We start from the raw sequence: 11,890 nt of genomic DNA on the forward strand, positions 1-11,890 counted from the left end.
CTACCCGGATTGGCCTAGCGCCCTCCCCTGTCGCGCCGCAAGCGGAAAGCGCGCTCACGGCACTGTCATCGCGCCGACATTAACCGCGTCGCAATCTGCCCACTTCTTGCCGGGATCGCTGTGTTAACGTCGGCTTAATCGGTCCGCCTGGGCCGTCAGGGGGACCCGAGATGCAGCTCAAGCCCAACGCCTTCCGTCTCAACGAAACGGTGCGCGGCGTGGAAACGATGACCCGCTTCGCTCTCGCGGTCCTGGCACTGGCCTCGGGCGTCTACACCTATCTCGGCGTGCGCGGCATTCTCGATGGCTCCGCCACCTTCGTCTTCTTTGCCGCCATCATCTATTCGGCGGCCGTCTCGGTCGCCATCTACGCCTTCTGGAGCTTCATGCTCCGCTTCGTGCCGCTGGTCACCTCGGGCGTCCAGCGCATCGGGCTCTTCATCACCATGGCGATCGGCTGCGCCATGATCATTGCCATGTCCTCCTGGCTCAATGCCGCCGCGCTCGCCGGCTCTGCCGCCACCGAGCAGCACATGGCTGTGACCCTCCAGGGCTATGCCGAAGACCTCGACCTCGCCCATTCCAACGCCCTTGCAGCCCAGAGCCTCCTGCCCGACGTGCAGCGCGCCGCCGAACGGTTTTCGGGCCTTGCTGCCGATGAGCGTGAATCGGGCGCCCTGACCGGCACCACCGGCTCGGGCAGCGTCGTGCAATTGCTCACCCAGATGGGCACCCAGATGAACCAGCTCGCCGCCACCATCACCGGTAGCCGCGAAGAGGTGACCGTGCTTTTCGAGCAGGGCTCGGCGCGCCTTGCCACCATGCGCGAGCTTGTTTCGACGCCCGGCCAGATCGAGCCGCGCGCCGACGCTTTCCAGACCGAAGCCGTGCAGCTCTCCGCCGTCATCGCCGCGCTACAACAGACCGGCGTTGCCGCCTCGGTCAAGCGCGCCTCGGCCGACCTGAGTGCGGGCTTCATTGCCCCGGTCGCCAATGGGCAGAGCGCCGATCTCGCCAACCGGCAGGATCAGGTGATGGAAACCGTGCGCGCTTCGGTCGCCGCGCAATCTGCTGCGCTGAGCGCCGCCGCCGACGAAATCCTCGGAACCCCAGCGGTTGAACAACGCCGCTACGTGCCGCTCTCGAGTGCCGAAGCCGTTATCCGCTATTGGCAGGATTTTATCCCCTCCTGGGCAGGGGCCATTTCCATCGATCTCCTGCCGGTGGTGCTCGTTCTGGTGCTGATGATCGTCAACGACGCGATGCGGAAGGACTCCTCCTCGCTTGAAGAGGCCGAGAACATCACCGCCGCCGAAATGCTGCGCGCCCTCGCCCTCTATCGCCGCATGGAGGCAGCCGGCATCGACGTTGCCACCGGCCAGCCACGGACAGAGCCGCAAGCGCCTCCGCAAGACCTGCCGGCCGCCGCAGAACTGCCGCCCGACGATAGCACCGTCACCCCCATTGATGCCGCCCAGCGCAAACGCACGGACGGGCCGCGGCCGGCATGAAGACCGAGGCGAACGACCGCGCACCATCTGCCAGTCCCGGCATCATTGCCCGGCTCGCAGCCATCGATGATGGCGACATCATCCGCGTCGCCTTCTTTGCCCTGCTGATCGGCACGGCCAGTGTGCTCTATGTGGATTTTCGCGAGCGTGCGATGAGCGAGCCGCCTGCCCTGGCGCCGACAATGATCCCCATCCTGCCCCCGGCGGATCCCTCGAGCGGGGTCGAAGGGCGACCCATGCCGCATATCACGTCGGCGCCCGAAACGCTGGACGCCCCCCTCGCCATTGCGCTCGAAAGCGGAGGCGACCTCAAGCTGACCGGCACTATCGATCCCGGCGCCGCGATCCGGTTTAGGACGGAGATTGAACAGCGCGGCGAATACGTGAAGACTATAGTTCTTGATTCGCCCGGAGGATCGGTGATGGACGCGCTGGAGATCGGCGCCCTCATTCAGGAAAAAGGCCTCGCGACAAAGGTCGCGGCCGGAAACCTCTGTGCCTCATCCTGCCCCATTATTTTCGCCTCAGGTGTGGAGCGCATTGCCAGCGCCGATTCGGCCATTGGCGTGCACCAGATCTACGCCGCTTCGCTCGGCGAAGCCTCGCGCGATGCCTTTGCAGTAGCGGGCGTTGCCATGGCCGATGCGCAATCGACCACGGCCGAAATCACCAGACACCTGACAAAAAGCGGCGTCGACCCGGCCCTCTGGCTGCATGCGCTGGATACGCCGCCCGACCGGCTCTATTATTTTTCAGGAGAGGAGATGCAGCGTCTGAAGCTTGTCACGCAACTGGTTGAAAATTGACCGCCTGCCAGGAACCGGTGGAGGACCGGGACCGTTAGGCGGGTAAGGGCCAAAAGTGCCCAAAATACCTCGTGGAGGAGGCTACCATGTCCGCTACGCATACTCTGACGCGACACAGCGATATCCAGAGCTGGGTCACTGATCGCAAGGGCATTCCCGCCGTTGCTCGCATTCGCAATCGTTTCGGTGAGGAAAAATCAAAGCTGCTGCTGCGGTTCGTCCGCAGCCAGGGCGGCGCGATCGACGACGGCATGAGCCCATGCTCATGGACCGCCTGGTTCGCCGAACTTGATCGCCAGCAACTGGCGCTGAAGGTGACCCAGGCCGGGGATTGCGAACTCGTGCCGCGCGCTGCTCTGAACTAGCTCGCGCAACAACACAAAAAATCAGGCCCGGGCTTGTTGCTCGGGCCCATCCCGCAAAATCCCGATGGCTGTGACCGGCGCCACGCAGACGCGGTCTCGCCCGCGTGCTTTTGCTTCGTAAAGTGCCTTATCGGCGCGCCGCAACAGGTCAGCCAGGCTTTCGCCCGGCTCCATGGCGGCAATCCCGAATGACGAGGTGACGAGGCGCTCGATGCCGCGCTCTTCGGCGGAAAGCTCGCGAAGCGACCGTCTTGCCGCTTCCGCCGCGCCCCGAGCCACACCCAGGTCGGCGCCGGGCAGCAACACTGCAAATTCCTCACCGCCCAAGCGCCCGATGACGGCGCGAAGATCAAAGCTATCCTTGAGAACCCTACCGAAAGCGGCGATGGCCTGATCTCCCGCGGCATGACCAAAGCTGTCATTGATGGCTTTGAAATGGTCGAGATCGGCGACGATCATCACCGCCGGCGCCCGCGCCCGCACGGCCAGCAACCTGGCCTTTTCGGCTCGATCTTCAAAACCACGCCGATTGAGCAGACCCGATAGCGTGTCGGTCTCCGAGCGCGCGGTCATGTCGGACATCATGTCACGCACGATGATGAGCAGGATGAGAAGGCCATTGGAGATCAACAGCACTGCCGCCGTGCTTTGGGAAATCGCGGCATAATTGCTGCCGAGATATCCCTGCGGCGAACCGCCCGAGCCGATCATCAAGGCGATGAAGGGTTTTGAGAGGAAATTGAGCGCGACCAGAACCATCAGGCCAACCAGCGCCATATCGAGCGCGCGATTGGATTTTCGCGACAGGATAAGCCCGGCCCCGACAAGCTGCAGAGCCGCATAGGGCGCCTGATAGAGAATGGCGCGAACAAAGGAATCGCGCGGCATGCCGATGATGGCGACGTTGATCGCCAGCGACACCACGACGATCAGAGCGAGAACGAGCCAGGGCGGCCTGATGCCGTAATGCCGGGCGATGCCCACATTGGAAAGGGCAAGCGCGAAGAGGAACGCCGCGAATATGGCAACGCTCACTGGCCGCGCGTCGACCTGATAGGGCAGGATGAACTCGAAGACGCCGTTGAGGATGCCGGTTGCATAGGCGAGCGCCAGCCACCGCGCGCCGATGGCGCTGCGATAATAAGCGGCAACAATGCCAAAGGCGGTGGCGAACAACCCCGCAATAAAGAGGTTGATGGCCAGCACGAAGCCTGCTGCGCTCATGAAGATTTCCGGCACGTTGGGACTGAGCCAATCGTGCCGTCGTTTCGGTAAAAGACCGTTAAGTTTTACCCGAAAAAAGCGCCCTTAGCGGGGGGCAATGCCAAGCGCCTCGGCCAGCAGCGCGAAGGACCGACGGCGCAACTCGTAGGAGTGAATGGTCGTGGTGATCATTACCTCGTCGGCCTGGGCTTCGCGTGCTTTCTGAGCAATCTCTTCAGCCATTCGCTCGGCGCTACCGACCATCCAGAGCGCACCTTGGTGCGCAATCACCTGTTGCTGCTGCGGCGTCAGGGTTTTGGCGCGCTCCAGGGCCTCTTCCGGCGGCGTCAATCGACGCTGTTCTCCGGTCACGAACAGCGCCCAGTTCACGGCCTGCGAGGTCGCGAGGAACTTTGCTTCTTCCTCTGTCGGCGCGGCGATCACCGAGAGGCAAAGAATCGTCCGCGGCTCGGGAAACTCGGCCGAGGGCTGGAACGCAGCGCGATAGGAGGCAAAGGCGGGCGCGGCCGGTGTGTGCGAGAAATGCGCCGCAAAGGCATAGCCAAAGCCAATCTGACCCGCAGCCTCGGCGCTGGCGCCAGATGAACCGAGCAGCCATTTCGGCGGCAGGCGCACGCCACCGGGCGAAACCGGTACGCGCGAGAACGGATGGTCGGATGGGAAATTGTCCTCGTCAAAAGCCATCAACTCAGCGAGATAGTTGGAAAACTCCTCGCCGCCCCCGGAACGCAGGGCCCGCATGGCGTAGCCATCCCCGCCCGGCGCGCGGCCGAGCCCGAGATCGATGCGACCCGGATGCAGGGCTTCGAGTGTCCGATAGGCTTCGGCAATCCGGAGCGGCGCATGGTTGAGCAGCATGACACCGCCCGAGCCAACGCGAATGCCTTTTGTCGCCGCCGCGGCGCTCCCGATAAGGATTTCCGGCACCGATGAGGCGATCGACGGCATGCCGTGATGTTCGGCGTACCAGAGCCTCTCATAACCCAAGCTATCGGCCGCCTGCGCGAGTTTCACCGTCTCCGCCATGGCCTCGGCCGTCGAACTGCCCTGGGCAATCGGGGCGAGATCCTGCAGGGAAAGCTTGAAACTGGCTGACATGGGAAACTCCAAAAACATGCCCCGCTTATATCGGTATCTGCCGATGGATTTCCAGAGGCTTACGCGAAGCAGCCTTTTGTGCTAAATTGGGGTGAATGAGGGTTCTGCTGTGCGGCGTGCTATTCTTCTGACTATGGTATTGGGTGCCTGTGGCGCCGGGACTGCAAACGCGCAGAGTTTGCTCGACCCCCATCCTCTGGCAGGCGTCGTCGATGAACTGCGCTTTGGCCTGCACGCCTATAATGTGCACGGCGCCATGCTGCCCTTTCTCGTCAATGAGTGGCGGATCACCGAAGTCAGAAGCCTCAGCTTCGACGTGCTGTTCGTGTCTCCCGACATCGATGCCTTCCGCTGGATCGGCTCTCCGCGGCCCGAGATCGGCACCACCATCAATCTCGGCGGCAAGGAAAATCTCCTCCATGCCGGCCTCACCTGGCAATTGCCGGTCTTCGATACGCCGATTTACCTCGAAGGTACCTTTGGCGCCGCCATTCACGACGGCGCTCTGACCGGAGCGGCTGCGCCGACCAAGAATTTCGGCTGCCGCGTGAACTTCTATGAGCGCTTCGGCATCGGCGCCAATCTCTCGGACAATGTGACGGCGACCGTGACCTACGAGCACACGTCCAATAACAACTACTGCGAGGCCAATGATGGCCTCTCGAACTTCGGCGTTCGCCTGGGCTGGAAGTTCTAACCCTTTCATGCGCATAATATCCTCAGCTACTGTGGATATTCCTCGATGAAGGTCTTTGAGAACATCAGTGTCGGCATGGCGACACTTCTGTTGTTTTCGGCCCCTGCCCTCGCGCAGGATTTTGGCGTTTCAGAAATTCGCGGCGGGATCTTTGCCCACAGCGTCGACGAGCCCGGAACCTTCTTCGATGTGATGAACGCCGAGCGCGTGCAGAACCTCAATGTCGAGCTGCTGTTCGCCACACCGGGTCTGACCGAATGGGTCACGCTTGGGGAGCTGCGTCCCCATATCGGCGCCACGCTCAACACGGCTGGCCTTGAAAACATGGTCTATGCCGGCGTGAGCTGGACCGTGCCCATCTTCGATTCGCCGGTTTTCGTCGAAATCGCCTTTGGCGGCGCCGTGCACACGGGCAAAAACCTCGGTCCAACGCCGATGCCCGCGCGCAATCTCGGCTGTACATTGCTGTTCCATGAGGCGGCCACTATCGGCGTTAAACTCACGGAAAATGCCTCGATCATGGCGACGATCGAGCACGCCTCCAATGCCAATCTCTGCCTCGACAACCGCGGCCTGACCAATATGGGCATCCGCCTCGGCTGGAGATTCTAAGCCGCCTGCCCTGCCGACCAGCCGGAAGCCCAGGCCCACTGGAAATTGTAGCCGCCGAGCCAGCCAGTGACGTCAACTGCTTCGCCCACGAAATAAAGGCCTGGCACCGTTCGCGCCATCATTGTCTTGGCGTCGAGCCCGGTCGTGTCGATGCCGCCCAGCGTCACTTCCGCGGTGCGATAACCCTCCGAACCCACGGGCTTCAGCGTCCAGCGGCTGACCTGTTCGGCCACCGGCTGCAGCTTCTTGTCGGAAAAATCGCCGATCATGCCGGGCTGGTTGATCAAATCGCCGACCAGTTGCGCCAGACGCTTGGGCAGGTGTCCCGCCAGAACGGTCTGGATATGATTGCGCGGCTGCTCCTTGCGCGCGGCCTGAAGCACACCCAGTGCATCCTGCTCGGGCAAGAGGTCGATGGAAATGCTGTCACCCTCGCGCCAATAGGACGAAATCTGCAGGATCGCCGGCCCCGAAAGCCCACGATGGGTGAAGAGCAGGGCCTCGCGGAATTTGGTCTTGCCGTGGCTGATAATTGCGTCGGTCGAAACACCAGCCAGTTCCTTGAGCTCCTCCAGCTTGCCTTCCTCAAAAGTCAGCGGCACGAGGCCCGGGCGCGTATCAGTAACCGCCAGCCCGAATTGCTTGGCCAGCGAATAGGCAAAGCCGGTCGCGCCCATCTTGGGGATAGACTTGCCGCCGGTCGCGACAACAAGGCTCTCGCAGGTGACATAGCCGTCACCCACCAAAACCTTGAAACCCGCATCGGTCTTTTCGACCGAACCCACCGAACGGCCGGTCCAGATGGCGGCGCCCGCCTGCCGGAGATCATCGATCAGCATGGCGACGATCTGCGTCGCCGGCCCATCGCAAAAGAGCTGCCCCAGCGTCTTTTCATGAAAGGAAATGCCGCGCTTCTTTACGCGCTCGACGAACATCTCGGGCGTGAAGCGTGACAGCGCCGAGAGCGCAAAGCGCGGATTGCTGCTGAGGAAGCGCTCGCGCCCGAGGACATGGGTGGCGTTTACATTGGTAAAGTTGCAGCGCCCGCCGCCCGAAATACGGATCTTCTCGCCCGGGTTCCTGGCATGGTCCACCACCAGCACCCGCCGCCCGCGACGCCCCGCTTCGATGCCTGCCATGAGGCCGGCCGCGCCGGCGCCCAGGATGATGATGTCAAAATCGGTCATTTTGGCCTCGCGCCGCTCTTTAGCCTTCCCGTATCGTCCCCGGTGTCCCGGCGCCACTCCAATTTCATTGACTCTTTCCTATTTGAGAGTATGAGAAGTCCTGCTTTTCTTCTCAGAGCACTGATTTTCATGCGCAGCTTCGGCCACATCGCCGTTCTCATGCCCACCCGTCCCACCGCCGGGGGCATCGTTGCCATGACCAAAACCACCAAAACCGCCTGACGCTTTTCCCCGGGTTCCCTCCCGCCGGGGAGAGGCTCAAAGCACTGACCGCGATGGCAAACCCATCGCGCGGGGGCGGAAAAGGTAAAGGGACCGGAGTTCCAAAATGGGTTATCGCGTCGCTGTCGTCGGGGCCACAGGCAATGTGGGCCGCGAAGTTCTCAATATCCTCGCCGAGCGCAATTTTCCGGCTGACGAGGTCTTTGCTCTCGCCTCGTCCCGTTCGATCGGCCGGGAAATTTCTTACGGCGACAAGGTGCTGAAGGCCAAGGACCTGCAGCATTTCGATTTTTCCAATATCGACTTTGCCATTATGTCGGCAGGCGGCGCCATCTCCAAGGATTGGGCGCCCAAGATCGCCGCAGCCGGCGCCATCGTCATCGATAACTCGTCCTATTGGCGCTACCACTCCGACGTTCCGCTGATCGTGCCCGAAGTGAACGGCCATGTGCTCGACCGCTGGCTTGCCGATCCCAAGCGCAATGGCATCATCGCCAACCCGAACTGCTCCACCGCCCAGCTCGTCGTGGCTCTGAAGCCGCTCCACGATGCCGCGACCATCAAGCGCGTTGTCGTCTCGACCTACCAGTCGGTCTCGGGCGCGGGCAAGGAAGGCGTCGACGAGCTCTGGAACCAGACCAAGGGCATTTTCGTCAACGACTCGCCGACCCCCAGCAAGTTCCCCAAGCAGATCGCCTTCAACGTCATCCCGCACATCGATGTGTTCATGGAAGACGGCTACACCAAGGAAGAGTGGAAGGTTCTCGCCGAAACCAAGAAGATCCTTGATCCCAAGATCAAGGTCACCTGCACCGCCGTGCGCGTGCCGGTCTTTGTGGGCCACTCGGAAGCCGTCAATCTCGAATTCGAAAAGCCGATCTCGGCCGACGAAGCCCGCGATATCCTGCGCGAGGCCCCGGGCATTTCGGTTCTCGACAAGCGCGAAGCCGGTGGCTACGCGACCCCGATCGAATCCGTGGGTGAATACGACACCTTTGTCAGCCGCATCCGCGAGGACGTGACGGTCGAGAACGGTCTTGCCATGTGGGTAGTCTCGGACAACCTGCGCAAGGGCGCCGCGCTCAACACCATCCAGATCGCCGAAACCCTGATCGAAAAGGGTTACAAGGCCCGCGCCCTGGCCGCCTGATCGCGCAAGCCATGCGCTCAGCGTCTCCCTCCCCGCAAACGGGGAGGGGTTGAGGCCGATGGGATGGAGGCGTACAACCGGAGCGTACCGGTAGTTACTCCATGCCCATCCGCCATGTTCTCCTCGCCCTTCTGGTCGTTGCCATCTGGGGCTTCAATTTCGTCGTCATCAAACTGAGCGTCGAAGCGCTGCCGCCCATTCTGGCGGCCGCATTGCGCTTTGCCGCCGCAGCTTTTCCGGCAATTCTGTTCGTCCGTCCGCCCAAGGCGCCGGCCTGGCTTGTCGTTGCCTTCGGCCTCTCCTTCGGCTTTGCGCTCTACGCCTTCCTCAATCTCTCGATTGCCTGGGGCATGCCGGCGGGGCTGTCATCTCTAGTGCTGCAGACCCAGGCCTTCTTCACCATGGCCATGGCCTTCGTGCTGCTCGGCGAGCGGCCGGGCAGGTTTCAGGTCATCGGGGCCGGGATTGCCTTTATCGGCATCGGCGTCATTGCCTTCGAGCGCATCGAGGGCGCGGGCTTTGTGCCGCTGCTGATGGTGTTGCTGGCGGCGCTCGCCTGGGGCCTTGCCAATGTGCTCACCAAAAAGGCCGGCAAGGTCAATGCCATCGCCTTCACGGTATGGGGGTCATTGGCCGCACCCCTGCCACTCCTAGCACTGTCCTTCGTGACCGAAGGTGGCGATACGATCATGGCGGCACTTGCGGGCTTTTCATGGTCCGACGCAGCGCTCATCGCCTTCCTCGCCTATCCGGCGACGCTGCTCGGCGGCGGCATTTGGAGCTGGCTACTGGGGCGCCATCCGGCGTCGGTCGTCGCGCCCTTCACCCTGCTCGTCCCGATCACCGGGCTACTGTCGGGCTATCTGGTGCTGGGCGAAACCATCACCCTGATCGAAATCCTGGGTGGTCTGCTGGTGATCGCGGGTCTCGTCGTTACCCTGCAAAAATCGAAAACAGTCGGGCCGGCGATCCGGCCCGACTGAATATGGGCTCTACTGTACCAGGGCGCCTGGCGCAGGAGCGTCGGCCGGTACATCGGCTGGGATATCGGCCGGAACATCGAGCGGCACGGGAACAGCCTCGGCCGGTACCGGCACGCTGGCCGGCTGCAGCGCATTGAGCTGTTCCGGCGTCAAGCCGCCAGCACTTTCGATATCAGCGGTGGCAAATTCCTCTGGCGTCAGGTCAGGCCAGACCACCTGCAATTCCTCATAGCTGAGGCGTCCGTCGCCATTGGCGTCGACATCGGCAAAGGTCAGCGGCGTCTGCGCCATGACGGGCGCGGCGAAAAGGGTGGCGGCCACAAGGCCGAGAGCGATCTTGCGCATGGGAGAAAGTCCTATGGTCAAAAGAAGGGCGACAGTGTCGCAAAATGAGGACGCCACCCCGTAAGGGCCGGGGTGGCGTGCTGCCCGAAGCCGGGCGAAGGCTTAGCTGGCGGGCGCAGGGGCTGCCGCAACCAGGACGTCATATTCTTCGGCGCTGAGCTCGCCACTGGCGTCCGTATCGGCCGCAGTGAAGGCTTCCTGGGTCAGATCGGGCCAGGCAACCTGCGCTTCAACGAGCGAGAGGCCGCCATTGGCATCGGTATCGACCGAGGCGAAATCGGTAGCTGCCTGCGCCATGGCGGCGCCGGAAAGGCCAACGAGAATAAGGGAGGACAGAACGATCTTCTTCATGGGGGTAGCTCCATGTTTTTGGGAACGTGCGATGGAAGATTTGTCTTCCATCGATGGGCAGCTCTCCTGCCGCCCATGACCCAAAGACTGACGGCCCAATGTGTCTGTCGACGGACCACACAAAGGCGTGATCGGACAGATGTCTGGGCTATTTCCGGGCAACGGAAATTGACCGAGACATCGGTAGTTCTATTGATTTTGGCTAGAAAACTGTAAGTTGACTGCGGGTCGTCGCGTCAAATCAGCCCAAATGACTGATCACGATTTCAGCAGCACAAGTTCAACTTGAGGGCGAAATGGGGGCAATTGCCCGCCGGCAAGTGCTTAGCCGCCTATCAACAATGCTACCACCCGAATTTCTCCGGATGGTCAAAGGAACGCTTGGCCCAAGAAACGCCAGCTCAGAGCTCGGGCCGGATGAAATCACCATCTTGGTCCATGACCCACAATTCGCCGGTCGAGATATCGAACCAGGCGCCGTGCACCGCAATTTTCCCCTCTGCTTCGAGATCGGCCACATAGGGGAAGGTGCGCAGATTGCGAATGGAATTGCGGATGGAGATGCGCTCCATGGCCGTCTGCCGCTCGGTCGAGGTGAGAAGGCTGTTTTGGCCGAGCTGACTTGGCAGTTCGCCGAGCATGGCCATCCACTTGCCGATAAAGTCGCCTTCGTCGAGTGACTTGAAGTCGGGATCGAGCGCTGCCTTTATACCCCCGCAGCGGCCATGACCCATCACCACGATATTGGCGATGTTGAGCGCCTTGACGGCAAATTCGATCGCTGCCGAAGTGCCGTGCTGGCCGCCATCGGGCTGGTAGGTCGGCACCAGATTGGCGACGTTTCGCAGCACGAACATCTCGCCGGGCCCGGAATCGAAAATCATTTCCGGCGCCGCGCGGCTATCGCAGCAGGCGATGATCATGGTGGTTGGTTTTTGGCCAGCCGAGGCTAGATCGCGAATGCGTTCCTTTTCCCGGGCATAACGCCCGGCCAGGAAATTGGCGTGACCGTCGAGCAAGTCTTGCGGAAAGCTGTGCATGCCGTCTCGATTAGCGCTAAGAGGCAAGAGAATCAATCTCGGCGCTGGGCTCGCGCCGCAATGGGGGTATGCATGCTCATCTATCGCTTCCTTACGGGCGAGGACGACTCCTTGTTCTGCCACAAGGTCACCAAGGCGCTTTCCGAAGGCTGGCAGCTGCATGGCAGCCCAACCTATGCCTTCGATGCAGTGAGCAAGAAGATGCGTTGCGGCCAGGCCGTCACCCGCGTCGCCAAGGATCAACCCTACGATCCGGAAAAAAAGCTCATCGACTTCTGAGGTTTACCTCGGGCCGGCCA

The 11,890-nt window shown here is 61.9% G+C and carries 14 protein-coding genes; 8 read left to right on the top strand and 6 right to left on the bottom strand.

Annotation, left to right across the window (positions count from 1 at the left end; translation table 11 throughout):
* Nucleotides 1-170: 170 nt before the first annotated feature.
* The 3 genes from ABW043_RS08355 to ABW043_RS08365 all read left to right on the top strand — a co-directional run bounded on the left by ABW043_RS08355 (nt 171) and on the right by ABW043_RS08365 (nt 2,682).
* Nucleotides 171-1,511, top strand: a complete 1,341-nt coding sequence (locus tag ABW043_RS08355) for a hypothetical protein (RefSeq protein ID WP_353920756.1) — start codon at nt 171-173, stop codon at nt 1,509-1,511.
* The gene (locus ABW043_RS08360) at nt 1,508-2,317 is read left to right on the top strand and encodes a COG3904 family protein (RefSeq protein ID WP_353920757.1); all 810 of its coding nucleotides are present in this window, start codon (nt 1,508-1,510) and stop codon (nt 2,315-2,317) included. Before ABW043_RS08355 ends, ABW043_RS08360 begins: the two co-directional genes overlap by 4 nt.
* Before the next feature lie 86 nt (nt 2,318-2,403).
* Nucleotides 2,404-2,682, top strand: coding sequence for a hypothetical protein (locus ABW043_RS08365; protein WP_353920758.1), 279 nt, complete (start codon nt 2,404-2,406; stop codon nt 2,680-2,682).
* 21 nt (nt 2,683-2,703) lie between these two features.
* On the opposite strand, the gene ABW043_RS08370 is transcribed toward ABW043_RS08365, so the two are convergent.
* Together ABW043_RS08370 and ABW043_RS08375 are read right to left on the bottom strand one after the other, a co-directional pair.
* The gene (locus tag ABW043_RS08370; protein ID WP_353920759.1) at nt 2,704-3,906 is read right to left on the bottom strand and encodes a GGDEF domain-containing protein; all 1,203 of its coding nucleotides are present in this window, start codon (nt 3,904-3,906) and stop codon (nt 2,704-2,706) included.
* 84 nt (nt 3,907-3,990) lie between these two features.
* Nucleotides 3,991-5,004: an LLM class flavin-dependent oxidoreductase gene (locus ABW043_RS08375; protein ID WP_353920760.1), complete on the bottom strand. Its 1,014-nt coding sequence runs from the start codon at nt 5,002-5,004 to the stop codon at nt 3,991-3,993.
* A gap of 178 nt (nt 5,005-5,182) precedes the next feature.
* On the opposite strand from ABW043_RS08375, the gene ABW043_RS08380 reads away from it, so the two are divergent.
* Together ABW043_RS08380 and ABW043_RS08385 are read left to right on the top strand one after the other, a co-directional pair.
* Nucleotides 5,183-5,701 carry an acyloxyacyl hydrolase gene (locus ABW043_RS08380; protein WP_353920761.1) on the top strand — a complete coding sequence of 173 codons (519 nt, stop codon included), beginning with the start codon at nt 5,183-5,185 and terminating at the stop codon, nt 5,699-5,701.
* Between the two features lie 45 nt (nt 5,702-5,746).
* Entirely contained in the window at nt 5,747-6,313 is a 567-nt protein-coding gene (locus ABW043_RS08385) for an acyloxyacyl hydrolase (protein ID WP_353920762.1), read from the top strand.
* Here the strand turns inward: ABW043_RS08385 and ABW043_RS08390 are convergent.
* Complete coding sequence (locus ABW043_RS08390; RefSeq protein ID WP_353920763.1) at nt 6,310-7,500, bottom strand: BaiN/RdsA family NAD(P)/FAD-dependent oxidoreductase; 1,191 nt, start codon at nt 7,498-7,500, stop codon at nt 6,310-6,312. The two genes, ABW043_RS08385 and ABW043_RS08390, sit on opposite strands and share 4 nt — an antisense overlap.
* A 328-nt stretch (nt 7,501-7,828) precedes the next feature.
* Between ABW043_RS08390 and ABW043_RS08395 the strand changes: the two genes are divergently transcribed.
* Nucleotides 7,829-8,872, top strand: a complete 1,044-nt coding sequence (locus tag ABW043_RS08395) for an aspartate-semialdehyde dehydrogenase (protein ID WP_353920764.1) — start codon at nt 7,829-7,831, stop codon at nt 8,870-8,872.
* Between the two features lie 101 nt (nt 8,873-8,973).
* Nucleotides 8,974-9,855: an EamA family transporter gene (locus tag ABW043_RS08400; RefSeq protein ID WP_353920765.1), complete on the top strand. Its 882-nt coding sequence runs from the start codon at nt 8,974-8,976 to the stop codon at nt 9,853-9,855.
* A 9-nt stretch (nt 9,856-9,864) separates the two neighbouring features.
* Here ABW043_RS08400 and ABW043_RS08405 read toward each other — a convergent pair whose 3' ends face one another.
* From ABW043_RS08405 to ABW043_RS08415, 3 genes are all read right to left on the bottom strand, one after another.
* Nucleotides 9,865-10,200 carry an EF-hand domain-containing protein gene (locus tag ABW043_RS08405; RefSeq protein WP_353920766.1) on the bottom strand — a complete coding sequence of 112 codons (336 nt, stop codon included), beginning with the start codon at nt 10,198-10,200 and terminating at the stop codon, nt 9,865-9,867.
* Nucleotides 10,201-10,302: 102 nt separating this feature from the next.
* Entirely contained in the window at nt 10,303-10,551 is a 249-nt protein-coding gene (locus ABW043_RS08410; protein WP_353920767.1) for a penta-EF hand family protein, read from the bottom strand.
* Nucleotides 10,552-10,952: 401 nt separating this feature from the next.
* Nucleotides 10,953-11,591, bottom strand: coding sequence for a carbonic anhydrase (locus ABW043_RS08415; protein WP_353920768.1), 639 nt, complete (start codon nt 11,589-11,591; stop codon nt 10,953-10,955).
* 72 nt (nt 11,592-11,663) lie between these two features.
* Here ABW043_RS08415 and ABW043_RS08420 point away from each other — a divergent pair, with 72 nt between their 5' ends.
* The gene (locus ABW043_RS08420) at nt 11,664-11,870 is read left to right on the top strand and encodes a DUF1737 domain-containing protein (protein ID WP_353920769.1); all 207 of its coding nucleotides are present in this window, start codon (nt 11,664-11,666) and stop codon (nt 11,868-11,870) included.
* Nucleotides 11,871-11,890: the final 20 nt, after the last annotated feature.

It is taken from the genome of Devosia sp., assembly GCF_040509215.1.
Classification (GTDB): domain Bacteria; phylum Pseudomonadota; class Alphaproteobacteria; order Rhizobiales; family Devosiaceae; genus Devosia.